This window comes from Luteimonas deserti (assembly GCF_013425765.1).
GTDB classification, from domain to species: Bacteria; Pseudomonadota; Gammaproteobacteria; order Xanthomonadales; family Xanthomonadaceae; genus Luteimonas; species Luteimonas deserti.
Genome location: NZ_JACCJZ010000017.1, coordinates 274,149 through 299,676 on the forward strand (window position 1 = coordinate 274,149; position 25,528 = coordinate 299,676).

The window sequence follows — 25,528 nt, forward strand, 5'->3', positions numbered from 1 at the left end:
GCGTGCAGGGATCGGCATGGCGGGTGGGCGGCCAGGCACTCGGTCGTTTCCGGCGACGCACAGGCCCGCACGTTGACGCCGCGCCGTGGCTCCGTATGCCGCAGGGCAGGGCTCGCGACCCGGTCGCTCTCACCCGGCGGGTCCTGCCGGGCCGATCCATGTGAGTGCCCGCGCGTGCTGGCGTCGCGCAGGGCCCATGTCCCCATCGGTGCACTCGACAAGGACCAACGCCCGACGGCCTGGCGATCGATCGACGGCCGCACCGCACCAGCACTGCGACCGCGTCGATGCCGCACCGCAACATACTTTCAGCCGAAACCGCCCGGGCCCGACCGCTACAATCGGCGCATCTTTTTTCCCCCGCAGGAGCGCGCCATGAGCACGCCGGCCAGCCACATCGATTCCCCCGCCACTGCCGCCCGGCCCGAAGCCTCGCCGCTGCGCTTCGTCACCGCTGCCAGCCTGTTCGACGGGCACGACGCCGCCATCAACATCATGCGCAGGCTCATCCAGTCGCAGGGCGCCGAGGTCATCCACCTCGGCCACAACCGCAGCGTCGAGGACGTGGTGCGCGCGGCGCTGCAGGAAGACGCCGACGGCATCGCGCTGTCGAGCTATCAGGGCGGCCATGTCGAGTACTTCAAGTACATGGTCGACATGCTCAAAGAGCGCGGCGCCGGCCACATCCGCGTGTTCGGCGGCGGCGGCGGCACGATCACGCCCGAGGAAATCCGCGAGCTGCAGGCCTACGGCGTGGAGCGCATCTACCACCCGAACGACGGCATGAAGATGGGCCTGGTCGAGATGATCGAGGACGTCGTCGCCCGCGCCGCGGCCGGGCGCGATGCCGCCGTCCGCGACGAGACCGCCAACGCGCCCGACATCGACGACGAGATCGGCCTGGGCCGGGTGCTCTCCGCGCTCGAAGACGGCAGCATCGGCGAAAGCGAACTCGCCAAGCTGCGCGAGACCTGGCAGCTGGCCGGCGGCAAGACGCCCGTCATCGGCATCACCGGCACCGGCGGCGCGGGCAAGTCCTCGGTCACCGACGAACTGCTCAACCGCTTTCTCGCCAGCTTCCCGCAGATGCGCATCGCGGTGATCTCGGTGGATCCCACGCGTCGCCGCAGCGGTGGCGCACTGCTGGGCGACCGCATCCGCATGAACTCGCTGCGCAGCCACCGCGTCTATATGCGCTCGATGGCCACGCGCCGCCAGAACGTCGCCACCAATGCGGTGCTCAAGGACTGCATCGGCTTCCTCAAGAGCCTCGCCTACGACCTGGTGATCGTCGAGACCGCAGGTATCGGCCAGTCGGATTCGGAGATCGTCGATCTGGTTGATTTTCCGATGTATGTGATGACCAGCGACTACGGCGCGGCCAGCCAGCTCGAGAAGATCGACATGATCGATTACGCCGAGCTCATCGTGCTCAACAAGTACGACAAGCGCGGCGCCGAGGACGCGCTGCGCGACATCCGCAAGCAGTGGAAGCGCAACCGCGTCGCGTTCCAGACCGCGGACGAAGACGTGCCGGTCTACCCGACAATCGCCAGCCAGTTCAACGACCCCGGCGTGAGCTGGATGTTCGCCAACCTGTGCCGCCTGCTGCGGGAGAAAACCGGCGCCGGCAGTGCGGGGAAGTGCAGCTTCGAGCCCGACCTCGACACCTCCCTCAAGGAACCGCGCGCCACCGTGCTGATCCCCGGCGCGCGCGTGCGTTATCTGGCCGAGATCGCCGAGCAGGGCCGCCGCATCAACAGCGACATCGAGCGCCAGGCCGAAGCCGCCGACCGCGCCCAGGCCATGTGGCAGGCGCTGCAGGAACTGGGCGACGACAGGCTGCCCAAGGCGCTGGACCTCTATCACTCCGACGACGTCGCGCCCGAGCGTGCGTCCGGTCCTGCGCCCGTGAACGGGGCAGGCGACGTCGCGCCTGCCAGCGTGGTCGACAGTCCGTCCCCAGCCGTGCCGGCCGAACCCGTACAGGCCGGCGTCTCAGCACCTTCGAATGTCGACCGCTCCCTCCTCACCCTGCGCCAGCGCTACAACGACGCCATCCAGGCCCTCAGCAGCGAATCGCTCAAGCTCCTGCGCGAATGGCCGCAGCGCCTGAAATCCATCACCGACGAATTCACCGAGTACCAGGTGCGCGACAAGTCGATCAAGGTCGACAACTACCGCGACTCGCTGAGCCACCAGAAGATCCCCAAGATCGCCGCGCCCACCTACAAAAGCTGGGGCGAGCTGCTGACCTTCCTCGGCAAGGAAAACCTGCCGGGCAGCTATCCCTACACCGGCGGCGTGTACCCGTACCGCCGCACCGGCGAAGACCCGATCCGCATGTTCGCGGGCGAGGGCACGCCCGAGCGCACCAACCGCCGCTTCCATTACCTGTCCGTCGGCCAGCCGGCCGCGCGCCTGTCCACCGCCTTCGACAGCGTCACCCTGTACGGCGAAGACCCGGCGCCGCGCCCGGACATCTACGGCAAGATCGGCAACTCGGGCGTCAACATCCCCACGCTCGACGACATGAAGAAGCTCTATTCCGGCTTCGACCTGTGTGCGCCCACCACGTCCGTCTCCATGACGATTAACGGCCCCGCGCCGATGATCCTGGCGATGTTCATGAACTGCGCCATCGACCAGCAGGTGGAGAAGTACCTCAAGGCAGACGCCGCGCGCTGGAACGAGGCCGAAGCCAAGCTCGCCAAACTCTTCGAAGGGCGCGAGCGCCCGCGCTACCACGGCGAACTGCCGCCGACCAACGACGGACTGGGCCTCGGCCTGCTGGGCGTCTCCGGCGACCAGATGGTGGACGCCGACACCTACGCCGAGATCAAGGCACGCACCCTCGCCACCGTGCGCGGCACCGTGCAGGCCGACATCCTCAAAGAAGACCAGGCCCAGAACACCTGCATCTTCAGCACCGAGTTCGCGCTGCGGATGATGGGCGACATCCAGCAGTACTTCGTGGACCGCAAGGTCCGCAATTTCTACTCGGTCAGCATCTCCGGCTATCACATCGCCGAAGCCGGCGCGAACCCGATCAGCCAGCTCGCCTTCACCCTGAGCAACGGTTTCACCATCGTCGAGTACTACCTCGCGCGCGGCATGCGCGTGGACGATTTCGCGCCCAATCTGTCGTTCTTCTTCTCCAACGGCATGGACCCGGAGTACACCGTCATCGGCCGCGTCGCCCGCCGCATCTGGGCCCGCGCCATGCGCGAGCGCTACGGCGCCAACGAACGCAGCCAGATGATGAAGTACCACATCCAGACCAGCGGCCGGTCCCTGCACGCGCAGGAGATCCAGTTCAACGACATCCGCACCACCTTGCAGGCGCTCTACGCCCTGTTCGACAACTGCAACAGCCTGCACACCAACGCCTACGACGAAGCCATCACCACGCCCACGGAAGAAAGCGTGCGCCGCGCCGTCGCCATCCAGATGATCATCAACAAGGAAATGGGGCTCAACTTCATCGAGAACCCCTGGCAGGGCAGCTTCGCCGTCGACTACCTCACCGATATCGTGGAAGAGGCCGTCTACAAGGAGTTCGAAGCCATCAGCGAGCGCGGCGGCGTGCTGGGCGCCATGGACACCATGTACCAGCGCGGCAAGATCCAGGAAGAGTCGATGTACTACGAGCACAAGAAGCACGACGGCTCGTTGCCCCTGGTGGGCGTGAACATGTTCCTGCCCAAGGAACACGCCGGCGAGATCGCCACCGAGATCGAACTGATCCGCAGCACCGACGAAGAGAAGGGCCAGCAGATCGAGAACGTGCTCGCCTGGCAGCAGGGGCGCAATGCCCTGGCTCCGAAAGGCGAGACCTCACATGCGCATCAGGCCGATGCCGACGAACAGGCGCCGATGGTCCACGACGGGCATGGTCTAGCGTATCTTCAGAACGCGGCGCGGGAGCGGCGCAATGTGTTCGAAGCGCTGATGGAGGCGGTGAAGACGCATAGCCTGGGGCAGATCAGCCATGCGTTGTATGACGTGGGTGGGGAGTACAGAAGGAATATGTAGGGCGTCATAATTTCAGGAAGAAATAATGATTTCTGCAAAAGTGGAACTTGACGTTGCCTTTGAAATTCTCTTTGGTTCAGACCAGTTACTGGAAGAATATAATCGCCGCCATCGTGATTCGGTAACGAGAGGGCTTGACCGTCGAAATGGTCGGTCGATGGTCGATCGGATTGAAGATGAAGTAATCAATATTTCTGAGAAGTGCTTATCTGGTCGATATCGATTTACCCCCGTATCTAGAGAAATTGAAAATTAAAGATTCGAAGAGTGTTCCGAGACGAATCTCTATACCGTCGATACGCGATCGAATAGTGCTCTCGCAACTCAATAAAATAATAAGGATCGCTTTTCCAAGAGAATCCCGTAGCCCACTTGCTGGCCCTTACGTTAGAAAGATAGTTTCCGATCTGGCAACAGTTTCGCTTAATGAAACTTGGACTGCTGGTTGCGATATTAAGAAATTTTACGATTCAATTAATAGAGTTAGGCTTAAGAAGATTATTGACTCACGCCTTGGCGGCACGCCGGCGGCGGGGCTGATAGATCGAGCCATTCAAACGCCTACAGTTCCGTTGACCTATCGATCGGCGGACAAGAAAAAGTACTTGGACGCAAGCGGGGTCGCTCAGGGTCTGGCGATATCAAACGCGCTGGCTTCGATCTATCTCGCCGAAGTTGACGAAGCAATGCAGGCGATGCCTGTCAAATACTATCGGTTTGTAGATGACGTATTGATTGTCGGATCCAAGGAAGACGCCGCAAAAGCACAACGCTCATTTGCAGCGCGCGTTCGAGCTCGCTCTCTTTCTGTCCACAAGTTGGGAGACAAGAAAAGTCATCACTTGCCGCTTGTAAGCTCTTTCTCATATCTCGGTTACATATTCCAACTTCCGTCAATAACGGTCAGGTCGTCTACTATCGAGCGGCTGCTACATTCCATCGCAGCAAAGCTGTCAGATTACAGGCACAATTCAAGTCGTGTGCTCGAGAGGCGACCATATCTGACTCGGGAGTCTTATCGAGATGTGTTCATGGCGGAGTTGAACGAAAGAATTTCTGGGGCGATAAGCGGAGATCGCAAGTACGGCTGGGTCGCATATTTTTCGGAGATTAATGATTTGAGCGCGCTGCATAGAATCGATCACGCTGTTAAAGGCATGGTCTCCGTGGCGTTCGGCGATATGTTTCCGGAATTGAAGCTTAAGAGATTCAGCAGGGCTTACTTCGAGATGCGGCACAGGCCTTACGGCGGCTACGTAAGGAACTACGATTTGATAATAACTCCCGCGGAGATGATCAGATTTCTTTCTTTCCGGGGAAGGGTCGGGCCCGGTGAAAAATTGTCCGAGGAAGAAATAATCAGGAGGTATGAGGCCTATCGAGATAATCAGATTGGGCAAATGCTTGCTGATGAAGAGACAATATACTAAGCTTGGTTTGGTGTGGGCTGGCTTACGTTACGTACCTCGCGCACTTGCGAGCGGTTGTGATTATATGTGCTGATTTTTGGCATCCTTTTGGACCTTTTCGGCAGTCCCTTGCGGAAAGGATTACGACGGAAATGCTGAGCCAGCCCACACGTCTTTGGAGGTCGTTATGCCTGGTGATGCGCTTTCAACTATGCAAACACAAGCATGGATTACTGCAGGTGCGCGTTACAACGCTGTTCGCAGAATTTCCGCTCGATCTCAGTTTTCTGTGATCACTGTTGCGCTTCTTTCAGGCGTGGGTGTGGTCGTTCCTCTTATCTCAACGAGTCATGCATTGTCCTCGACTGAAGGGGGGCTCGCAATATTCTCTGCGTTTTTGGCGATTATCGTTCTGGTGGTGAGCCTTATAGACGGTGCGGCAGACTTCGGAAAAAAGTCATACGTTCTCTACAAGAACGCCGAAGACCTTAACTCTTTTAGCAGGAAAGTTGGGATTTTAATTAAGGGTGATATCGGGGCTGTGAACATTTTGGATTTGCAAAGAGAGTACGAGGCCTTAAAGCAGTCTTGCGCTATTAATCACGAGCCAATTGATTTGTTGCGCTTTAAGGCCCAGCATCGAAAAAGTCCTGAGTTCTCTATGGGTGGACGGCCTGACATGAGCGCTATCGCTGCTGTTGCGGTGGTCGTGCTTTATACCCTGCATTCAAGGTGGTGGATGCTAATTCTTTGGGTCGCGGCGTTAGCTGGCTTTCTGCTGCTAACTGCGGAATAACGGGGTCAGGTTGAATAACGGGGTCAGGTTCACTTATGTAGGATGACGTAGCTCAAACGGCACCATAGCGGTGCAGGTTCACTTTTCTGGGAGAAGGCCAGCACTGCTGAGGCTCCCTGTTGGGCGGGCGCGTATTTGGATACACGATATCCGCGGCCTAGTTGAACAGTAGACCCCTTTGGGGCACGAGCATCTCGCTCCAGTTGAATGACTGGCTTGGCCGCAGCTGTGATCTCCTTCTCGCGTTCATATATGCGAGATCTGCAGTTTACTTGCCCGACGTCTCGCGGCGTCATTAAAAGCACTTGATATGACACGTTTCCCTATTTTGGCTCTGCTTGCTGCTGTGAGCTTGGCATCATGCGGCACGACCGGTGACGTTCGGAGCAACCCGAACTACGATGCACTGGCTAGCATGGAAGAGAGTGAGTTCGGTGCGAGCATCACTCGACGGCGAAATATTGCGCACTACGATCAAGCTCAAATTCTCGCGTCCAGCGATCCTGCAGTTATGCGAATGCTTGTAACAACCCGCGAATCCTCGCCAGACCCTCGGACCTATGCGATTGCTGAGGCAATTCATATCGCGATGCAGAGAAAGTATCCGCTAGCGCAGTTTCGAGTTGCGGGTCACGGTCGCGTCGAGCCGTTGATAGATTCGATCAGAGAGCAGTTCGACTATGTGTTTGTGGTCGATAGCAACTCTGACTCCAGATCGTACGAAAGCGATCGCACCATATACGGGACACGTCCGACCGGGGTGCGATGCAAGCCGTCCTACGTGCCTGGTGCGATTGATTGTGACGATCGAGGTAGTGAATCCATTCCGGTAGGGACTACAAGAACGACCAGATCCATCTACACCGAGCGCTTCCTTGTCGACTATGGTCCTGCTGAAAGAGCAAAACTGATGTTGGATGGTGACAGTCACCAGGAGATCGTCTCGGTTTCAGATCGGACTGGTTGGACAATGGTGCAGATGATCACAGGAACAACCGACGCAACGTGGTGCGATAAGGATGGCAACGCACTGGCAACACTTGCCAGCCTGGTCGGTGCCCACCTGACGTCCCCCCGCCCAGATGAGCTGAATATCACCATTGATCCTGACTCTATCGGTTGCAACGGCTGACAAAAGCGAATAGTGAGGAAAAAAGGGGTCAGGTTCCATTTCCAACTGACGACCGCGACGCTCGCGGTCGCCTTGCAGATCGCACTTCAAGAGCGCGTCCTGTAAGCGCCTCGATCTCCTTTCTGAAGCGGTCGCTGCCCCACGGGAGTATCGGTGTCAGGTTCATTTAACTAGGGGCTAACGGGGTCAGGTTCACTTACCCGCGCGGTCGCGAGTCAGCCTCGTTTGCCGGGCTTGCAGGGGCGGTGAGCCTGAACCGGTTACGAGCCCGTAAGTGGACCCCGTTACCCGTTACGTCCCCGGTAGGCAGGCGGCAGCCGATGCCCGATACTCGCCCTGCGCCAGATCCAGGCGCCAGCATGCGGTGCCCTGTTTCATGATTACAGTGGAAATGATACAGGCGTTCTTCTCCGACACGCGGCAGAAGAACATCGAGGCGGGCAAGAACTGGAGCATCGACGAGTTCTGCCGCTGGTCGTTCTTCTTCGTCGACGAAGATGGCGATGCGCTGCTTCCGGTGGCGCAGCACATGGAGTCGCTGGGCTATACGGTGGTCGGCGTCACCGAGCCGGTCGACGAAGAGGATCCGTTCTTCTACCTGCAGGTGGACAAGCTGGAGCAGCACACCCCGGAATCGCTGCAGGCGAGGGTTGAAGCGCTTTACGCCATCGCCGAGCAGTTCGAGATCGCCGACTACGATGGCATGAACGTGGTCGCTGCCTGAGCGTACCGGCTGGGCGCGCTGGTGTCCGTGCCCACCTTGTCCGATATCGGGTGAGTGCGAATAACGGAAGTAAGGGTGCCAGGTTCACTCACCCCGCTTTGATGGGCGATGCGCAGGTCGCGTCCCCGCAAAGCAGCGGATCTTGGCTTCGACCATCGCGCGGAAAGCGTCCCGGCCCCAGGCGCGTTGTTGTTGGAGGTACGCCCGGATCTCGGAGAGTTGTTCCTCCGTGAGTGCCTCGTCCAACAGGTCGCGCCATATCCTGGATCGCTCCCCAGGATCAGCGTCGAGCGCGAGCCACGCGGGGTGGGGCGCCAGCATCGAGCCGCTGCGCTGTCCCAGATGTGCAGCGCAGCTGGACCAGCGGTATGCCAGCGGATCCTCGGTGATACGGGCACGCACCGGGTTGAGCTCGATATAGCGCTGGCAGGCCAGCAGGTAGCGCTCGTCGCCGATCAGGCAGGCTTTGTATCGGCCTTCCCACAGCGTGCCGGTGCGCTGATGCCGTGCGTTGAACAGACCTGCGTACTGCCGGCCCAACTTCTGCATCATCCGGCTCAGGTCGCCGCACGCGGCAGGCGTCGCCAGCAGATGCACGTGATTGTCCATCAGAACGCAGGCGTGCAACTGCACGCCTGTTGTGGTCAATGCTTCCCGCAGCAGATGGAGATAGTCCAGTCTGTGGCGGTCATCGAGAAATCACGGCAGGCGGTTGTTCCCGCGCTGCACGATGTGCTGCGGGATACCCGGCAAATCGAATCTCGGCATGCGACCCATGCCGACAAGGATCGACTGGCGTTGGGCTGGCAGCGATCAGTCTTTGGCGAGCAGCTACGTCCGCGTTGCCCCGCCTGAGCTTCGGAGAAGTGAACCTGGCAACGTTGGCCGGCACCGTCCGCCGGCATTGCTCTCCTCCAGCCTTCACTCATGACCTTTGGCACGGAGGCTGGGTGTCCTACTTCACTACACTACCCACACGACCTCCGAGTCGGGCGGCGGCGGGTGGCGGCCCCAGGCCGGTCACGGGGTTCCAGCTGCGGCCCGCATCGGGCCGCGGAAATCAAACGGGGAGCAGAGCATGGCGAGTGGATGGCGGGTGATGGGGGCATGGGCCTTGGCGGCGGCGATGTGGGCTGGTGGGGCGGCACATGCGGTGGACGTGCCGGTGAGCCGCGGGTCATATGTCCTGCAGGCGCAGCAGCAGGGTCAAGGGCCGGTGACGGTGGTCTTCGAGTCCGGCTTTGGCCAGGGCGCGGGCGTCTGGAAGCCCGTGATCGAGGGCCTAGGCGCCGACTGCCGCTGCATCGCCTATTCACGCGCTGGCATCGGGCCCTCGGGCGCCGATGGCACCGAGAAGAGCATCGCCGCCCATGTGGCCGACCTGGTGGCTGTTGTCGACACGCTGGCACCTGACACGAAGATCGTTGTGGTCGGCCATTCCTATGGAGGCCTGCTCGTCACCGAGTTCGCACGCCGCTATCCCGAGCGCGTGCAGGGCCTGGTGCTGGTCGACCCGGCAACCATGGGCCAGCGGCATGCATTTCGGCAGGCCGATGCCGCCCGCGTGCAGGCCGACGACACGGCGCTGCTCGCGATGCTGCCGCCCGCGCTCGGTGCGGAGTACCGCACGCTCGTCGCACAGCTCGATGCGCCCGCCGCGGCGGCGCCGCATGCCATGCCGGACGTGCCGGTCGCGCTGCTGACCACGACCCAGGTCGCCGCCGAGCCGTTCGTGTTCGAGGAGACCGCCAGGGGCAAGGCGCTGTGGAAGGTGCAGCATGCGGCGCTGTTCGCGGGCTTCTCGCAGGGCACGCATCGCTACTTCGCCACGGGGCACAACCTGCACCGCGAGGACCCGGAGGCGGTCGTCGCGGCGATCCGCGAGGTGGTGAGCGTGGCGCAGTGATGGCGGGTGACGGTGGCAAATACCAGGTCAGGTTCAGTTATCCCTTCCTCGGCCGTTGGGCTTCGCGAGTTCCTGCGAAGCGTTTGTTTTCGCCTTGCGGAATAACGGTGCCAAATTCACTTCTCCCGGGAATAACGGTGCCAGATTCCCTTATCCCGCTTTGAGGGACGGTTTGCTGGACGGGTGTGTCAGAAAAGTGAACCTGGCACCCTTCTGCACGTAGTCGTGCACCCATTCGAACATGTCCGAGGGCTTGGGTCGGCGGGGTCGGCCAGGGCGTCGAGGAGGTGATCGAGGCCGGCCATGCCTCCGCAATCCGCCGGCGGCGCATTCCGGTCGCCGTCGAAGTCACGCGGCCAGGCCGTCCCGGCAGCCCGGGCGCTGATCGCGGCCGGCGTCAACCAAATTGCCGGTGGTCCCGAAGTCGTAACGATGGTCGACAGCGCCTGCAGCACCCTGCCCGGGGTGCGTCAACTTACCTCTGCGTCTTCCGGGCTGGGCAATGCGCCGCGTTCCATCGCCTCGCGCAGCGTTGTCACCAGTTCGCTGTGCGAGAACGGTTTCGCGATTATCGGAAGGTGGCGCAGGTCTTCGCGCAGGCCCTCGCCCCCATAGGCACTTGCAAATACCAGCGGTACGCCGCGCGCAAGCAGCGCGTCGGCCACCGGAAACACTTTCTGTCCGCCGAGGTTGATGTCGAGCAGGGCGATGTCGAAGCCGCCTCGCTCCACGGCGCTCAGTGCCTCAGGCACCGAAGCTGCGGCGGCGGGGACGCTCCAGCCGACTCTGATCAGCGCGTCTTCGACCGTCATCGCCAGCAGGCTTTCGTCTTCGACGATCAGTACGCGCAAGGCCTGGTTCGAGGGCATCGGAAATCCTCAGCTGAGTGGGAACTGCATGGCGCAATGGAGTCCGGCCGGCTCGAATGCCAATTCCACCTGGCCGCCAAGGTCTTTGGCGACGCTGCGTTCGATGAAACGGGTGCCAAAGCCGGCCGTGGTCGGCTTCACCACTGGGCTGCCACCGGTTTCCTGCCAGGACAGGCGCAACCGGGCTTCAGGCGCGTCGTTATCCACTGACCATTGCAGGGCGACATGCCCGTTCTCGCACGACAGGGCGCCGTACTTGATCGCATTGGTCGCGAGTTCGTGCAGCACCATGCACAGGACCAGCGCGACCCGCGGAGACAACGTGACCTGGGGACCGCCATGGCGGATCCGTTCCCGCCCGGCCACCTGGTACACATCGAGTTCGATCCCGCACAGCTCGCTGATCGGCAGACCGGTCCAGTTGCGGCGGGTCAGCAGGTCGTGCGCCTTGCTCAGCGCAAGCATCCGGCCCTGGAACTTGTCGATGAACTCGTGCGGTTCGGGCGAGCCGCGATAGGTCTGCAGCGCGAGCGCCTGTACCAGGGCCAGGGTGTTCTTCACCCTGTGGTTCAGTTCGTGGATCAACGTCTGCTGATCTTCCTCCGCGCGTTTGCGGTCGGTGATGTCGACCAGCATATTGATCGCGCCCACCATCGCGCCATGTTCGTCGCGTAGCGGCGTCGGGTACGGGATGAACGGGAAGCGCGAGCCGTCCGGCCGCTCTGCAATGGCTTCCATCCCGCGGATCTCGCGCTGCTCGCGAACCGCCACCGCCATCGGGCACTCGTCGTGCGGCAACGGCGCGCCATCGGCCGTGTACAGGCGCCAGCTCACGCACCATTCGTCGCTGCCCAGCGTCGGTTCGCGGCCGGAAAATTCCACCGCCGCATCGTTGTAGAAGGTGATCCTGCCTTCGTTGTCGGTCATGTAGATCGCCGCCGGCAGCGCATTGAGGATCTGCCGCAGCTGGTGTTCGCGCTGCCGCAGCGCCTCGTGCGCGGCGTGCTGCTCGGTCACGTCGACGGTGAAGCAGCGGGTGTTGACGAAATCGCCATCTGCGTATCGCGCGTTGGAGGTGATCTGGACGTACCGGATGGAGCCGTCACGGGCGCGGAGGCGCGCGAAGCGTTTTTCGATGCTGCGTCCGGCCAACAGGTCTTCCAGGATCTGGTCGATCACGTCGCGGTCGACGTGGAAATCGATGATCTGACGGCCGATGTATTCCTCTGGCGTGTAGCCGAGCATGTCCAGCTCGGCCTGGTTGGCGCGCAGGATGGTGCCATCGCCCGCCACCAGGTGAAGGCCGACCGCGCTGTTCTCGAAGAAATCCTCCAGGTCGTGCTGATAGCGCTGCTTGTCTTCGTGCGCGCGCTTGTAATCGGTGATGTCCCGGAAGCAGTTGACCGCGCCCGAAATGCGCCCGCTCCCGTCGCGCAATGCCTCGATGTCGACCATGAGGGTCCTGCGCGAACCGTCCGGGCGCTCGACCACCACTTCGGCGCCATGGCACGACTCGCCCGTGTGCACCGCCCGCGCCATCGGCGTGCGGTCGTGCGGTAGCGAAGTACCGTCGACCAGGTACAGGCGCTGCGCCCCGCAGTAGCGCTCGCAGGTGTCGCCCAGCCTTGGCTCGCGCCCCCACAGCCGGACAGCCTCGCGGTTGAAGCGCACGAGCGCACCATCGGCGTCGCAGACATAGACCGCAGCGGGAATCGCGTCGAGCACCGCCTGGTCGGCCTCCGACAGCGCGCGAAGGCCGACAGCGGGCTCGTTACTCGCCTCGAACTGGGACGGGAAGATCACGGACATGGCGGAGGGCCCCGGCGGCGAATGCCGCAGTGTATACGGTCTATACAGTCCTCATTTCGCCCTCTTCCCACGCGCCCACCTCGCATGGTCACGCGATCGACCGGAAGGACGGCGGGGCGGGCGCGGCGTGCGGAGCAAACGGGGGCAGATTGGACTGCCCCGGGTAAAGCTAACGGTTCCAGGTCGCTTATCCCGCTTTAACGGTCGATGCGCTGGCGTGTGCCCGCGAAGCGTCGGGTTCTGGCTTCGACCATCGCGCGGAAGTCGTCGCGGCCCCAGGCACGTTGTTGTTGCAGATACGTCCGGATCTCGTCGAGCTGTTCCTCGGTCATTGCTTCGTCCAGCAGGCCGCGCCAGATGTGGGATCGCCTGACAGGATCGGCATCGAGCGCGAGCCAGGCAGGGTGGGGCGTCAGCATCGAACCGCCGCGCTGTCCCAGATGTGCGGCGCAGCTGGACCAGCGCCAGGCCAGGGGATCGTCGGTGATGCGGGCGCGCACGGGGTTGAGTTCGATGTAGCGCTGGCAGGTGAGCAGATAGCGCTCGTCGCCGACCAGACAGGCTTTGTAACGGCCTTCCCACAGTGTGCCGGTGCGCCGGTGCCGCGCGTTGAACAGGCCTGCGTACTGCCGGCCGAATTTCTGCATCATCCGGCTCAGATCGCCCGGGGCAGTGGGCGTCGCCAGCAGATGCACGTGGTTGTCCGTCAGCAAGTAGGCGTGCAGCCGCACGCCCGTCGCGGTCAATGCTTCCCGCAGCAGATGCAGATACTCCAGCCGGTCATGGTCATCCAGGTAGCATGGCAGGCGGTTGTTCCCGCGCTGCACGATGTGCTGCGGGATACCTGGCAGATCGAATCTCGGCGTGCGACCCATGGCGACAGGCATCGACTGGCCTCAGGCTGGCAGCGATCAGTGTTTGGCGAGCGGCCGCGTCCGCGTAGCCCCGCTTGGCCTTCGGAGAAGTGAACCTGGCACCGTTTGCCGCTGGCGGGGCGATTCGCCGGGCAGGTTCCCGCGAAGCGCTGCGTTTTGGCTTCGACCGCCGCGCGAAAGGCGTTCCGTCCCCAGGCTCTCAGTTTCTGCGGAAACGGAATGCAGCCCGCTTGAAGGGAGCAACCCTGACCTGCTTCCTCCCGTTTCCCCGGTTGTCGCCGCAGAGACCACGGCGTAGTGTCTGCATTCCACCGGATGGAGCATGTGGATGCGCGCGTATGTGTTGGTGGCCTTCTTTGGCCTCGCAGCGTGTGCTGGGCCAGGCGCCGGACACGGCGAGAACGTGGCACGCACCGGCGTGGACAGCGCGCACACAGGGCTGTCGTCTGTGCCGGGTACTTCGCCTTCATCGGACGACGGATTGTTCGGGGGCGCCTGGGCGTCCTGTGAGGGCGCGGCGTCGCCCGACGAGTGCAGCCGCTATGTGCTGGTGCAGCGCGGCGAACGTATCTGCGGCACATGGTCGTATTGGGCGTCCGGCCAAGCATACGAGGGCAGGTTGGCCGCACGCGTCATCTCGGCAACTCGGGCACGGCGCACTCGCGTTTGCGGTCGACCGGGCTCGGAGACCGACACCGAATGCGGAGAGGGCTGGCAGACGACTGATCGGCCGCTGGAACTCTGCAATGGCAGGCTCAGCGACATCGCAAGCGCGAGCGGTAGCTGTTTCGCCGACTATGTAGCTTCAACTGCGGCTCGAGCAGATATTGCGAGGTTGGAAGCCCAGCCGTGGTTGCAGACGTGCCTCGCGACGGACCCGTGACATTCACAAGGAGGTGGTCGTGACGAATTCCAACCCGCTTACCGAAAACGAGCTGCGAGCGGCTGCTTATTTTGCGGTGGGCGTTACATCGGAGGGCAGCATCGGTGGGCGCGACGTTGCCTATCGTCTCAGCTTCGCCGGCAACGTCGGGGCCGGCGGGCGCATGGAGCCGGTTGCGAATAGCGGCTACTCGTTCGGCACATTACAGATCGATCTGGGGCAGCATCCGGAGGTCGCGCGTGACTTGCTGAATGGCTATCAGAGGTGGGCAGCAATGCAGCCCGATCGGGCCGCACTTGAGCTTGCCCCGAATCAGTACGACGCGACGCTTGTATCCCTGCAGCGCACCGGGCGGGAAATGCGCGCGACGAATGCGATTGACATCGACCGCACGTCGATCAACCGCTTCCTGGCCTCCGATGACGGCCGCGCGTTTGTGCATGGCCTGGATACCGAGCACGTCAACCGGGTGACCGCAATTGACGCGGTCGTTGGCAACCGCGACTCCGCATTGGAGCGGCTTCAGCGCACGGATCTGTACCGGGAAGCCACAGGTCATGATCAAGCCAAACTTGCTGGCATGTTCATGAAGCTGCAGAACCAAGCCGGGCAAGGGCGATGGCCTGGGCTGCTCGATCGTATCGAGATGGGCACGCTGACGTCACCTGCCGAGGTCAAAACCGCGATCGACGGCTTTCTGCCCAATCAGCGCAACGGCAATCCGGACTACCTGGAGAGCGGTGCGGACAATACCCTTCGTGGTATCAGCGTGCTCAACGCGCTGCGCAGCGCCGGTCCTGACAATCCGCTGGCGACGGCATGGACCAATGTGTTGGAGAATCCCTTGGTAGGACCGATCGCCGCGCGTGGGTTGAATGCGGCGAACTCGAATCTGGGCTTTGAGTACGACACTGTGCGCTCGCTGTTCCTCACACCCGAGCAGTCTCTTCGATTCATCACGGCGCTCGACCGGGGCGCTTCATTGGCGGAGGGCAATCCAGAGCGGCAAGCTGGCGGTAGTCGCCAGCCGGGCTTCTATGTGTCTGGTAACGATTTCGTGCACTGGAACCGCAGTGGTGAGGGTCAAGCCTTTATCGGCGGGCAATGGCGCAGCCTCCACGCACAGGACCTCACTCGCGTGCGCAATACAGACGGCACGACAGAGCTGGCCATTAATGAGAATGGACAGCGATCGACGCTACTGCGCGTGGATCCGCGAATGCCCTCGCTGCGCGCAGATGCGTCTACTCAGGCCGGAACCCGAGAGGCGACGTTTGCGGAAGAACGTCGGGTGGTCGTAAAAGCTGCAACCTTTGAAAACCCGTTTCTCAACGACATGCTGGCTGCTGCGATTGCGGGAGACGGAGCAGGAACCCGTCGGGCGATGGACGCATTCGCACGTTCGAACGAGGGCATGGCGTTCGCGCAGCGCGGCGCGGAGCTTACGGCAAACCGGCAGGCGGAAGGACAGACTCTCCAACCTCAAGCGTCCGAGCAAAGTGGCTTTGAGAGAGGTTGAGCGAGCGACGTAGAAAGAGAGCGCTACAAGGGTGCTGAGCTCACTGGTCCTGATGGGTGAGACGCGGTGCGGTTGCCGCGAAACGATGGGTCTCGGCTAAGGCCAGCGGGGACGTGGTCGCGACCCTAGCGAAAGCTAACTGTGCCAGAGTCACTTATCTAAAGCTAACTGTGCCAGGGTCACTTATCTAGGATGACGCTGCGCAGGCGGATACGTAGGCCAGTCAGGAACAAGAGCAGAGATCAGAGTGGTATTTTTGCGGATCATTGAAGGCGAACCGGAGCGTAGTTGACGGTACCAGGTTTACTTATCCCGTCCTGATGGACGATGCGCGGGTCGCGCGCCTGCGAAGCGCAGTGCTTTGGTTTCCGCCATCGCGCGGAAGTCGTGGAAGTCGTGGAAGTCGTGGAAGTCGTGGAAGTCGTGGACTCTAACGATGCCAGGTTTACTTGTCTGGTTTTGCCACTTGCGCTTCGGAGAGAAGTGAATTTGGCACCGTTCGCCGGGCAGTCCAACCTGACCCGATTTCGACCTATTCCGACCCGGCCGCGCACGCTTGCTCGAACGCGGCCGACAGGGCCCGCATGGCGCCGAGATAGGGCCCGGGTCCATGGCTCACGCGGGCGACCCCGAGCCGTGCGAGCTCCGCCAGCGGCGGGCATCCGGGCATCACCATGATGTTGACAGGCAGTGGGGAGCGCTCGACGAGCATCTCGATCAGCGCGGGCTGGACCAGTCCGGGTACGAACAGGCCGTCGGCGCCGGCGGCGGCATAGGCCTGCGCGCGGGCCACTACCGCTTCGATCATGTCTGCGTTGTGCGTATCGGCCGGTTGCTGCAGGAACTGGTCGGTACGGGCATTGATGAAAAAGGGCAAGTCGGCGGCGTCGGCGGCGGCACGCGCCTGCCCGATCAGCCCGGCTTGCTCCGACGTCGGGCGCAGTCCCGATGCCAGGCCGTCTTCGAGGTTGCAGCCAACGGCGCCAGCGTCGATTGCGCGCGTGACCGTCGCCGCCGGGTCGCCGTAGCCGCGTTCCAGGTCGACGGTCAGCGGCAGGTCGCTGACCGCGGCGATCCGCGCGATCACGTCGAGGCTCACGCCCAGCGGCAGCTGTTCGCCGTCATCCATCCCGTGTGCGGCGGCCACCGCCCAGCTGCTGGTGGCCAGCGCGTCGGCGCCGCAGCTCGCGATGGTCTTCGCGCTGCCTGCATCCCAGGCGTTGAAGAGCAGCAGCGGTGCCGGCCCGTGGTGCAGGGCGTGGAGGCGGCGGGCGAGTTCGGCTCGGGAATGCATGGTGCGGCTCCTGGCGTCGGGATGGCGCAGGTTGCGTCCGTGCCTTCCGTGTCGCAATGACGCGCGGGTCATGCCGACATGATCTGCGAGGTCATGGAACCCGGGCCGCCCGGCGCCGTATCCTGCCGCCATGGATGGCACGCACCCGCAGCGGAACCCGGACACCCCGGCGGGGCCGGTAGGCACGCGGCTGCGGGCGTGGCGGCGTGCACGGCACCTGAGCCAGCTGCAGCTGGCGCTTGCAGCAGAGACCTCGACCCGGCACCTGAGCTGCATCGAGACCGGGAAGTCGAAGCCCGGCCGCGAGCTGCTCGCGCGGCTGGCCGATGCGCTGGACATGCCGCTGCGCGAGCGCAATGCGCTGCTGCTGGCTGCGGGATTTGCGCCGCACTTCCCGGAGAGCCCGCTGGACGCGCCAGTGCTCGCGCGCATCGACCGGGCCATCGACGCGATCCTCGCCCAGCAGTCGCCATATCCGGCATTCCTCATCAACCGCCGCTGGGACGTGTTGCGCGCCAATGCTGCTGCCGAACGTGTGAACCGGTTGATGCTCGGCGGGCGTGCCAGCGCGCACGCCAACATCATGCGGCAGTTTTTCGATCCGGCCGACTTGCGCGCCTCGATTGCAAACTGGGAGGAAGTGGCCGGCGAACTGATCGGGCACCTGCACGAACAGGTCGCCGCCGCGCCCGGGGACGCGGTCGCGCGCGACCTGCTGCACGAGATGCTGGCCTATCCCGGCGTACCCGCACGCTGGCGGTTGCGTGACTTGAGCGCGACGCCGTCGCCACTGCTGACCACTGTGATGAGCCGTGACGGCATCGAGCTGAGCTTCTTCTCGACCATCACCACCTTCGCCATGCCCCGCGACATCACGCTGGACGAGCTGCATATCGAGTGCTGTTTCCCCATGGACGATGCCACCGCCGCGCATTGTCGCGTGCTGGCCGCGGACGATGGCGGGTGACCTGCGGAGTTCCCGATGGCAATCCCGGGTCGGTTCACTGAGCCACTTTTCTCGTCCATGTGCCTCGCGGCTCCCTGCGAAGCGCCTTGCTCTAGCCTGGACGTGGACCGGACATCGTCGAGGCCTCAGGCACTCGCTGTTGGAGGGCGCGCCGAGCTGACGGGATCAGGGGCCGGATCCATTTTTCCACGCTCGCGGCGGCCCGGCCGGTCGCACTTCTGCTTCAACAGCGTCAGGGGAGCGGGAGCGGGTTGGCGTGCCCCGGTTTTACATCGATGCGACGCTGCTCGACGCTTTCAGACGTCCTCACTTCCGGCACGTGCGCGCATCTTCTGGAAGCACATACAGTCAGCCGGTCGAAGCCGCGATACTGGGTCGCAGGCAGACATCCCGGGAGCCGCCTCTCATGAGATCCGTTCGCCTTGCCGCTGGCTTGCTGATGTTGTGCCTGACCGCCCATGGAGCTGCAGCCGAGCCTGTGCCGCCGGCGCAGGTGATGATGCTGGGGACGTTCCATTTCGCCAATCCAGGCCTCGACATGGTGAAGTCGGACGTCGTCGACGTGACGACGTCCGAGAATCAGGCGTATCTGGAGCAGCTCGCATTGCGACTGGCGGCGTTCGGTCCGACGCACGTTCTGGTGGAATGCCTGCCGTCGAGGCAAGGGCACTACGACAGCGCCTATGGCGCCTGGCGCACTGGGCAGGCTCCGCTGGATGTCAACGAGACGCAGCAGATCGGCTTCCGCGTGGCGCAGGCCGCGGGTCTGCAGCAGGTGACCTGCTTCGATGAAGGCGAGGTGCATTGGAATTCGGGGCCGATGTTCGACTACATCGGCGCGCGTGCACCGGAGCGCAAGCGCGCGCTCGATGCGATCTACGCAGATCTCTCTGCGCGCGAGAACCGCGAACATTCCGCGTTGTCTCTGGCCGAGTTGCTGCAGCTGACGAACGATCCCACGCGCGATCGCGAGAATCGCGATCTCTACCTGATCACCAACGATATCGGCGCAGGTAGCGGATTCGCCGGCGCTGATGCTTCGGCAAGTTGGTGGCACCGCAATTTCCGCATGTATGCGAACGTACAGCGTGTCGCGACACCCGGCCAGCGGGTGCTGGTGTTGGCCGGGCAGGGGCACACCGCGATTCTAAAAGAGCTGCTTGCGACCGATCGGCAGCGTCAGGCGTTGGACGTCCGTCCGTACCTGACACCCTGACGCCCCCGCGGCTCCGGTCGGACGACACGCGACGTGAGTGAACGAACGTGAGCAAGGGAGGCAGGTTCCCTTCTCTCGTTTCGATGGACCATGCGCGGGAGGCGTGCCCGCGAACGGCAGGGTTCTCGAATAACAGCGTCAGGTTCCCTCATCCGGGTTGCCGCCGCGCCAGCGGCGATGCATGCCACTCAGGGAGTGACATGCTCACGACCCTGTCATTAAATATAGACACGATAGCTTCGGAACTGAACACGCATGGACTCACGGTTTCTAAGCTTCATGGAATTCGAAAGCGTCTATTTCTACCGCTTCATCACCTTGGCCATCTTTGTGACAAGCGGTGTTCTCCTGCTGTTTGCACTGCCCGGGATGACACGTGCTGAAATGGCCGTGCTGCTTCCAGTGATCCTGACCCTGTGGGGGCGCTTCGCCGTCGAGTACTCTCGGGTCAAGCGATGTGGTCCTGCATCCATCCATGACGATGAGCTGGTGATTTCCTCCGCCAGGGGCAACCGGCGGATCCCCTTGACCCACATTCGCTCGGTCACCTCCAGGCACAGCGTATTTATGGTGCGCCGCTATCGCTCATGGAAGGATCACCTGGCCTTTATGGAGGTCACATTGAGCAACGGCGAGCGCGTCTGCACACTGGCCGAGAGCAAGGTGTTCGAGTACCCGGCGGGCAAGAAGACGCTGAGCGCGGTCCAAGCTGCTGTTCGGGCGGCCAAGGCGAATAGCGTTGGAAAATAGTGACGCCAGGGTCACTTTTCCTGTTCTGCCGGTAATTCCCGTGGATGGCTTGGAATGTAAAGTTGACCCCATCTGTGGGAGCAGACCCAGTTCGACACCGCTGAGGACATGCTTCCCCAAGCCGAGGCCAGCCTGCTGCCAGCAATCTGCCGGGAATCGGGCACGGGGAGGCGAGCGGCAGGTTTGCATCGCGGTGAAATCCTACGCAAGAACAGCCGGTCGAGTCCTGAAACCGGCTCCGAACCAGACTTGCGCGACTGCTGTCCTACCGGCAGGCTGGCCAGAACGAGTTTGAATCTGTGTAGACACAGCATGAGCCAGTGCTGTCCTCCTCAAGTGAGCCCGGATGCTGCAGTTCAGATCCATCTTTCTATTGGTCCTTCCCGCGTTGTCGGCATGCCAGCCGGCGCTGGAGTCTGGTGCGCAGCGTTCCACAGTGGCGCTGCCGGTCGATGCGCAACGCGCAGCCAGCGAGTCGGCTGATTCCGAACGAAGTCGGGAACGTGCCGCAGAAATCGCGTTGCCTGCGGGTTATGCCTCCGCGCGTGCAGCCCTGCTGGGTGCAGGATGGCTTCCTCTCCGCGACCCCGAGTGCTGGACCAAGGTCGGCGGCAGGGCGGAGGTGTGCAACGTGCTTCCCGAGACGGAGGCCTGCAGCAGCGACGGGCACTGCGTCGTGCACTTCGGACACATCGGCCAGGCGAAGCTCTTGCGGGTGACCATCTATGGTGACTGGGCCGCACCCGACCTGGCGCGCGCCGAGGGGCTGGAGGTCAAGTCATCGCAGGAGTCGCCCGTGGCGGCTACGCCGTCGCTCGCATGTCCGGCGTCCACATTCGAAGGGTTCCTGGCGGCATTCGCCGCTGACGAGGCCACCCGTGTGGCATTCACCGCCCCGCTGGTGCGCGTGGCCGAGTTGAACTCGACCGATGAGGGCGACGTTCCTCGCGCGGTGCTGATACCCGGCGACGTGTATGCAGGTTTCAACGTGCGCCACGGGAATGGCGCGTTCCACCATGTGGATGCCTGGGGCAAGGTCGATCCGGCGCCTTTGCCGCTGGACGTGAAGCGTGCCGACGAAACGTATGAGGTGCGGTATCACTACGGGATGTCCGAGGGCAACTCGTACGCCTTCGAAGCACATGAGGGCTGCTGGCGGCTGGTCGCTGATCCGGAGCCGCCGGCGCCGTAGCCGTCTTGGATTTCCACTCTACGCAGGGCGCAGGAGACAGGCCATGCCGTGGTACTCCATCACCGCGAGCGTCGGAAATCGCGTCGAACGATGCACAGCTACGGGGAGCTCGAAAAGCACTACCCCAGCAAGGGACGGGAGCGCGCGGCGACGAGACGACTGACGGCGATCCGAGGAAAGTGCAGCCTCGATCGGGCTGCAGTCGGAGTCGGTGCGGTGAGTGCGAGCCGTTTTCCGGGCGCCGCGATGTTGCTGAAGAAGTCGACGACGAGTTGCAGTTCACGCGCCGCAACGCAGGTGAAGCAGCACTCGCCGTAGACCGCATTGTCGGATACCTGCGTATTCGAGCGTCACAAAAGAGACTTCGACAATGTGAGGTGACTGCTCCCGACCGGATCGAAGGCACGCATGGATGCCGATGAACCGCTGGTCGATGATCGGTCGTCGCGCGGGGGGTCAGCTTCGACGGCGTGCTTCGGTTTCGGGCACGGCTGATCTCCGCGGGTCTCTCCTGGGAGACAATGTGATTCGGTTGCCGTCTCCCAGACGATGGCACTGATTGCGGCCTCTCGCGACCAGTCATTCGAACCGACGATGGCGTCAGCGTGCTGACTCGATCTGCACGCAGACGTGGTTTTTCTCTGAAGAGTCGGCATCGTTCGGCAGGACGGCATTGTCATTTGCCTTGGTCGAGGGCTCTGCAGGCTCACGGAGCCACAGGGGGTGGACGTGTCCGACGCAGAGATTTGCAGAGAGCTTGTTTCCGTAACCTGGCCGGAGTAGCGTCGATTCATGCAGGAAGCGTGTGCGCAGAACAGCATGATGGAGTTTGCCCGTGGATCGACGAGGTGGTGACGTCTCCGTTCTCCAACCCGACAGGCGGCGCGCACGCCCCGGCGGCCTCGCTCGCGTGCTCATCGGCTTTGCCACGATCACTGGATCAATCTTCATGACTTCATGTGCAGACACGGGCCGGAGCGCGGCATCGACGCCAGCACCTCGCCCGGGCAATTTCCCGGTGGTCGAACCATTTCCACTCGACCAGGCCGGCAGCAGCGTGAGTGTCACTTTCGAACTGCCCGACGCACGCGACAACGGCATCCTTCGGCCCGTGTTCGTGGGCTTTCAGGCAGTGGATCGAAAGGGCAGGGGCCCCGATGAGGAGATGCTGGCCGCGCAGACGGTCAGGGACTATCTACGCAACGAGGCGATACCAGTCAGGGTCAGGCTCTGGCGCATCGAGGGCACGGAATGGCGTCCGGTCGTGCTCAGCGATGGACACTGGGACATGAAGGACAAGCGAGCATCGTGGGGCCTTCATCCTGACGATGTGTTTAGGCATCATTTTTCAGCCAGTACGGACAATGGACCGTTGATCGCTTCGGGTCATTACGACTTCGGCAAGGTTTATTATGTCCACGCCTTTGCGAGAATCGTTCCGCCGACCCCAGGCCGCTATCACCTCGAAGTAGAAAATCTGGATGCGCATTCTGTGCTGCTGGCACAGAAAGAATATCTGTCCGTGCTTCGGTACGAGTTGCTTGTGTCCCATTATCATCATCGCGGGATCGATTAGTCACCGAGCGTGTCGTGCCAAGTGCACGCAAGGATGCATGCCATGAATGATGCGAGAGCTCCCTCCGGATCGCCCGGAAAAATTTACACCGTCACCGTCTATGTAGCCGCTCCGGGTACGCCTATCCAGCATCCGGGGAGCAACGAGATCCATCGCTCGACGGCAGGGCATGTGTATTACAGCCTCGGTGATGGACAGAACGAGTCCGGCTACGGCTTTTCACCTGTCAACAGCGGCACCCGTGGCCCGGGTCAGATTGTTGGCGATGAATTTCTTGCTTACCGGAATCCGGCTTACAGCCGCACGATGGAAATCAGCAAGTCGCAGTACGAAGCGCTGCGGGCCTTCGGTGAGGCGGGGCTCAAGGGTGATGAGCGTTACTTCGACCTGCAGTACAACGGCGCCACCAACAGCTGCATCGATTTCACATGGGGCGCGCTGAACCACGCGGGTCTGCACTGGGAGCGCCAGTTGCCGTTCGGCCGTCAGTGGCAGCAGAAGAACTTCGACGGCGCGCTCAAGCCCTTGGACAACATCAGGGAATTGCAGCGCATACCCGATCCGATGCCGGACAGTCCGCACAACCTCGAGCAGCACCATCCACTGCCCAAGCGGGAGTGGTGGCAGCGCGTGATCAGCGACAACGCAGCGCCGGCTGAGGGGTTCGTCGACCCCGCTCGCCAGGCCGCAATGCCCGCGGCGGCACACCGGACGCGGTTCGATGACCCGGTGCTCGATCAACTGTACGCCGCGCTGCAGGCGGGCGACTCGAAGGCGCTGGACCGGCTTGGACAACAGTTCAACCGGTCTGAAGAAGGCCTCCGGCTCGCCGAGCGGAGTGCACAGCCGATGAGCGATCAGCAGATCGTCCTGCAGCGTGAGCATCATCAGGAGCCCGCGCTCGTGCGGGGTGGTTAGAAGAGGGATGTCGGGGATGACCACTCCGTCGGGCAACGATCTCGCAGCCGCCCACGCCGAACTGCGCAGATCGATCGAAGCCAACACCGAGGTCACCAAGCTGCTGCTCGCACTTCGAGCCGAGATTTCCGCTCATGTGGAAGCGATCCTTAACGCGCTGAAGCAGGACGCCGATGCATCGCGAGCGTCGGGCGATCAGGTCCGCCAGGACGTCGTGCGGATTACCGGGGACGCCGCCGAGCGGATCGCGAGAGAGGCGAACGGCGCGCTGCAACCCCAGCTGCAGCAGTTTCGCGATGCGGTGACCGCGCTGAGCGCTCAGGTCGGCGCGATGGGGCGGTCGGCACGCACGTGGACGATCGCATCGCTGGCCACGCTGATCATGGTGGTCGTCGTGGCCTCACTGGTACTGGGCTATTTCCGGCGTGAACTCGGCACGATGCGTGAGGAAGTGCAACGTTACGAGGATGCGGTTCCTGTGCTGCAGGCGTTCTACGCCTCGGATGCCGTGGTGTGCGGCGACCGGGTGTGCGTGAACATCGATCCGGATGGGCCGCGTCTGGAGGAGGCGGCTCAGTATGTTCCGGCGCGCCCGAGGCCGATGGGCAACGCGCCCTAGAATCCAGATTCGCTCGAGTGCACGACGCTCGAGCCCTTGCATCGTCCGACAACGGCGGCAATGCATGGCTGTCGTCAGCAGTCGACGGGGTTGATTACCCGTCGTCCGGCCGACCCCCCTGCGAGGCCAATCAGCCGGCTCGGCTCGCCCGGCCCGGCGCTATCCTCGACATAACGTCATCCGTCTCCCCTACAATGCTGAACAGGGGGCGCCAACGCGCGACGGGGTGACGAATGATAGGATGGACGATCGTACGGCGCCTCGCTGCGCTCACACTGGGCCTCTCGCTGCTCGCGGGTTGTGGCGGCGCGGATCCGCCGGGCAACGATGCGGTCGAATATGACGGTGGCGTACTGCGCGTGGACGGGCAGGACTACCCCCGCGAGCCGAACCCCGAAGACAAGATCTATCCGCTTCTGCCCGGGCGGGTGCTGGTGCAACCCCATCGCGTGCCCGGGTCCGAAGCGATGGCGCTGGCCTGGGTGGAGCGCTATGGCCTCACGCTCGAGGGGCGAAGCACCCAAGGGTGGCTGCTGGTTAAGGTACCGGAGGGCTACGAGAGGCAATGGGCATCCGCGTTCTCGATGACGAATCCAGCCAATGTGTCCGCGACGACCGACTCGAAGTTCTCGCCCACCCCGGCGGTATCGCCTGCCGTGCCGGCCAACTCGACCCCCGGCGTGCCCGTGCCCGACGGCGAGCCTTCGGCCGCGGACGTGCGTCGCCTCGCGTTCGAAACGTATCAGCGCCTGGAAGACGCCGGCGGGCTGCCTGCGACGTTCACCCCGACGGGCGCGCCGGTGTTGATCCGGGCAAAGCTCTTCGACGCGCGCAAGGAATCCTGTCGGCGGCTTCCACAGACGGCGCCGGGGCGCTGGGAATGCTCTGCAGAGCTGCAGCTGGCCGTGTGCAATGGCGACTGCGATCCGTCGCAGGGGACGCCGTCGTCGAAGGGCGAGCGGATCTTCATCCGCTGGGACACCGCGGGCCGCTGGGTGCTCGACTGATGTCGCGCGTCCCCACGAAGCCCCCTGCGCGC

23 protein-coding genes are annotated in these 25,528 nt (G+C 62.9%); 17 read left to right on the forward strand and 6 right to left on the reverse strand.

All coding sequences use genetic code 11. The features are described 5' to 3' along the window. Positions 1 to 375 precede the first annotated feature (375 nt). The 6 genes from H0E82_RS10400 to H0E82_RS10425 all read left to right on the forward strand — a co-directional run bounded on the left by H0E82_RS10400 (position 376) and on the right by H0E82_RS10425 (position 8,096). A complete protein-coding gene (locus tag H0E82_RS10400; protein WP_180545386.1) occupies positions 376 to 4,035 on the forward strand; it encodes a methylmalonyl-CoA mutase family protein in 3,660 nt (1,219 codons plus the stop codon). Positions 4,036 to 4,060: 25 nt separating this feature from the next. Beyond that, entirely contained in the window at positions 4,061 to 4,291 is a 231-nt protein-coding gene (locus H0E82_RS10405) for a hypothetical protein (protein ID WP_180545387.1), read from the forward strand. Further along, positions 4,281 to 5,465 (forward strand): RNA-directed DNA polymerase, encoded by a 1,185-nt coding sequence (locus tag H0E82_RS10410; protein WP_180545388.1) that lies wholly within the window; start codon positions 4,281 to 4,283, stop codon positions 5,463 to 5,465. Before H0E82_RS10405 ends, H0E82_RS10410 begins: the two co-directional genes overlap by 11 nt. Before the next feature lie 166 nt (positions 5,466 to 5,631). Continuing rightward, positions 5,632 to 6,240, forward strand: coding sequence for an SLATT domain-containing protein (locus H0E82_RS10415; RefSeq protein WP_180545389.1), 609 nt, complete (start codon positions 5,632 to 5,634; stop codon positions 6,238 to 6,240). Positions 6,241 to 6,550: 310 nt separating this feature from the next. Further along, on the forward strand, positions 6,551 to 7,372 hold the full coding sequence (locus H0E82_RS10420) for a hypothetical protein (RefSeq protein WP_180545390.1): 822 nt from the start codon (positions 6,551 to 6,553) through the stop codon (positions 7,370 to 7,372). A 391-nt stretch (positions 7,373 to 7,763) separates the two neighbouring features. After that, positions 7,764 to 8,096, forward strand: coding sequence for a ribonuclease E inhibitor RraB (locus H0E82_RS10425; protein WP_180545391.1), 333 nt, complete (start codon positions 7,764 to 7,766; stop codon positions 8,094 to 8,096). Positions 8,097 to 8,180: 84 nt separating this feature from the next. On the opposite strand, the gene H0E82_RS10430 is transcribed toward H0E82_RS10425, so the two are convergent. Beyond that, entirely contained in the window at positions 8,181 to 8,729 is a 549-nt protein-coding gene (locus tag H0E82_RS10430; protein ID WP_328797008.1) for a transposase, read from the reverse strand. Here H0E82_RS10430 and H0E82_RS16820 point away from each other — a divergent pair. Then, the gene (locus H0E82_RS16820) at positions 8,694 to 8,951 is read left to right on the forward strand and encodes a hypothetical protein (protein WP_235974268.1); all 258 of its coding nucleotides are present in this window, start codon (positions 8,694 to 8,696) and stop codon (positions 8,949 to 8,951) included. The genes H0E82_RS10430 and H0E82_RS16820 overlap by 36 nt on opposite strands. 244 nt (positions 8,952 to 9,195) lie before the next feature. After that, a complete protein-coding gene (locus tag H0E82_RS10435) occupies positions 9,196 to 10,002 on the forward strand; it encodes an alpha/beta fold hydrolase (RefSeq protein WP_180545576.1) in 807 nt (268 codons plus the stop codon). Between the two features lie 188 nt (positions 10,003 to 10,190). On the opposite strand, the gene H0E82_RS17090 is transcribed toward H0E82_RS10435, so the two are convergent. The 4 genes from H0E82_RS17090 to H0E82_RS10455 all read right to left on the reverse strand — a co-directional run bounded on the left by H0E82_RS17090 (position 10,191) and on the right by H0E82_RS10455 (position 13,555). Then, a complete protein-coding gene (locus tag H0E82_RS17090) occupies positions 10,191 to 10,457 on the reverse strand; it encodes an IS1096 element passenger TnpR family protein (protein WP_180545392.1) in 267 nt (88 codons plus the stop codon). 15 nt (positions 10,458 to 10,472) lie between these two features. Beyond that, a complete protein-coding gene (locus H0E82_RS10445; RefSeq protein ID WP_180545393.1) occupies positions 10,473 to 10,871 on the reverse strand; it encodes a response regulator in 399 nt (132 codons plus the stop codon). A gap of 9 nt (positions 10,872 to 10,880) precedes the next feature. Further along, a complete protein-coding gene (locus tag H0E82_RS10450; RefSeq protein WP_180545394.1) occupies positions 10,881 to 12,680 on the reverse strand; it encodes a sensor histidine kinase in 1,800 nt (599 codons plus the stop codon). Positions 12,681 to 12,877: 197 nt separating this feature from the next. Further along, positions 12,878 to 13,555, reverse strand: coding sequence for a transposase (locus H0E82_RS10455; RefSeq protein ID WP_180545577.1), 678 nt, complete (start codon positions 13,553 to 13,555; stop codon positions 12,878 to 12,880). Between the two features lie 902 nt (positions 13,556 to 14,457). Here H0E82_RS10455 and H0E82_RS10460 point away from each other — a divergent pair. Next, a complete protein-coding gene (locus tag H0E82_RS10460; RefSeq protein WP_180545395.1) occupies positions 14,458 to 15,957 on the forward strand; it encodes a hypothetical protein in 1,500 nt (499 codons plus the stop codon). Positions 15,958 to 16,489: 532 nt separating this feature from the next. Here the strand turns inward: H0E82_RS10460 and H0E82_RS10465 are convergent. Next, a complete protein-coding gene (locus H0E82_RS10465; protein ID WP_180545578.1) occupies positions 16,490 to 17,251 on the reverse strand; it encodes an isocitrate lyase/PEP mutase family protein in 762 nt (253 codons plus the stop codon). Between the two features lie 130 nt (positions 17,252 to 17,381). Here H0E82_RS10465 and H0E82_RS10470 point away from each other — a divergent pair, with 130 nt between their 5' ends. The 8 genes from H0E82_RS10470 (at position 17,382) to H0E82_RS10505 (ending at position 25,496) form a co-directional block, all read left to right on the forward strand. Beyond that, entirely contained in the window at positions 17,382 to 18,218 is an 837-nt protein-coding gene (locus H0E82_RS10470; RefSeq protein WP_180545396.1) for a helix-turn-helix domain-containing protein, read from the forward strand. A 406-nt stretch (positions 18,219 to 18,624) separates the two neighbouring features. Next, positions 18,625 to 19,434, forward strand: a complete 810-nt coding sequence (locus tag H0E82_RS10475; protein ID WP_180545397.1) for a DUF5694 domain-containing protein — start codon at positions 18,625 to 18,627, stop codon at positions 19,432 to 19,434. A gap of 279 nt (positions 19,435 to 19,713) precedes the next feature. After that, entirely contained in the window at positions 19,714 to 20,184 is a 471-nt protein-coding gene (locus tag H0E82_RS10480) for a hypothetical protein (RefSeq protein WP_219338499.1), read from the forward strand. A gap of 346 nt (positions 20,185 to 20,530) precedes the next feature. Further along, a complete protein-coding gene (locus tag H0E82_RS10485) occupies positions 20,531 to 21,376 on the forward strand; it encodes a hypothetical protein (protein ID WP_180545399.1) in 846 nt (281 codons plus the stop codon). A 1,018-nt stretch (positions 21,377 to 22,394) separates the two neighbouring features. After that, positions 22,395 to 22,952 carry a hypothetical protein gene (locus H0E82_RS10490; RefSeq protein WP_180545400.1) on the forward strand — a complete coding sequence of 186 codons (558 nt, stop codon included), beginning with the start codon at positions 22,395 to 22,397 and terminating at the stop codon, positions 22,950 to 22,952. Between the two features lie 42 nt (positions 22,953 to 22,994). Further along, positions 22,995 to 23,870, forward strand: a complete 876-nt coding sequence (locus H0E82_RS10495) for a hypothetical protein (protein WP_180545401.1) — start codon at positions 22,995 to 22,997, stop codon at positions 23,868 to 23,870. Between the two features lie 7 nt (positions 23,871 to 23,877). Further along, entirely contained in the window at positions 23,878 to 24,489 is a 612-nt protein-coding gene (locus H0E82_RS16825) for a hypothetical protein (protein ID WP_235974269.1), read from the forward strand. Positions 24,490 to 24,722: 233 nt separating this feature from the next. Beyond that, positions 24,723 to 25,496 (forward strand): hypothetical protein, encoded by a 774-nt coding sequence (locus tag H0E82_RS10505; protein WP_180545402.1) that lies wholly within the window; start codon positions 24,723 to 24,725, stop codon positions 25,494 to 25,496. Positions 25,497 to 25,528: the final 32 nt, after the last annotated feature.

Coding starts and splice junctions, on each gene's coding strand:
- H0E82_RS10405 (WP_180545387.1), top strand. CDS start 4,061: ATGATTTCTGCAAAAGTGGAACTTGACGTTGCCTTTGAAATTCTCTTT.
- H0E82_RS10445 (WP_180545393.1), bottom strand. CDS start 10,871: ATGCCCTCGAACCAGGCCTTGCGCGTACTGATCGTCGAAGACGAAAGC.
- H0E82_RS10455 (WP_180545577.1), bottom strand. CDS start 13,555: ATGGGTCGCACGCCGAGATTCGATCTGCCAGGTATCCCGCAGCACATC.
- H0E82_RS10420 (WP_180545390.1), top strand. CDS start 6,551: ATGACACGTTTCCCTATTTTGGCTCTGCTTGCTGCTGTGAGCTTGGCA.
- H0E82_RS10400 (WP_180545386.1), top strand. CDS start 376: ATGAGCACGCCGGCCAGCCACATCGATTCCCCCGCCACTGCCGCCCGG.
- H0E82_RS10480 (WP_219338499.1), top strand. CDS start 19,714: ATGGAATTCGAAAGCGTCTATTTCTACCGCTTCATCACCTTGGCCATC.
- H0E82_RS10485 (WP_180545399.1), top strand. CDS start 20,531: ATGCTGCAGTTCAGATCCATCTTTCTATTGGTCCTTCCCGCGTTGTCG.
- H0E82_RS10465 (WP_180545578.1), bottom strand. CDS start 17,251: ATGCATTCCCGAGCCGAACTCGCCCGCCGCCTCCACGCCCTGCACCAC.
- H0E82_RS10450 (WP_180545394.1), bottom strand. CDS start 12,680: ATGTCCGTGATCTTCCCGTCCCAGTTCGAGGCGAGTAACGAGCCCGCT.
- H0E82_RS10435 (WP_180545576.1), top strand. CDS start 9,196: ATGGGGGCATGGGCCTTGGCGGCGGCGATGTGGGCTGGTGGGGCGGCA.
- H0E82_RS10425 (WP_180545391.1), top strand. CDS start 7,764: ATGATACAGGCGTTCTTCTCCGACACGCGGCAGAAGAACATCGAGGCG.
- H0E82_RS10470 (WP_180545396.1), top strand. CDS start 17,382: ATGGATGGCACGCACCCGCAGCGGAACCCGGACACCCCGGCGGGGCCG.
- H0E82_RS16825 (WP_235974269.1), top strand. CDS start 23,878: ATGTCGGGGATGACCACTCCGTCGGGCAACGATCTCGCAGCCGCCCAC.
- H0E82_RS10475 (WP_180545397.1), top strand. CDS start 18,625: ATGAGATCCGTTCGCCTTGCCGCTGGCTTGCTGATGTTGTGCCTGACC.
- H0E82_RS10495 (WP_180545401.1), top strand. CDS start 22,995: ATGAATGATGCGAGAGCTCCCTCCGGATCGCCCGGAAAAATTTACACC.
- H0E82_RS10505 (WP_180545402.1), top strand. CDS start 24,723: ATGATAGGATGGACGATCGTACGGCGCCTCGCTGCGCTCACACTGGGC.
- H0E82_RS10415 (WP_180545389.1), top strand. CDS start 5,632: ATGCCTGGTGATGCGCTTTCAACTATGCAAACACAAGCATGGATTACT.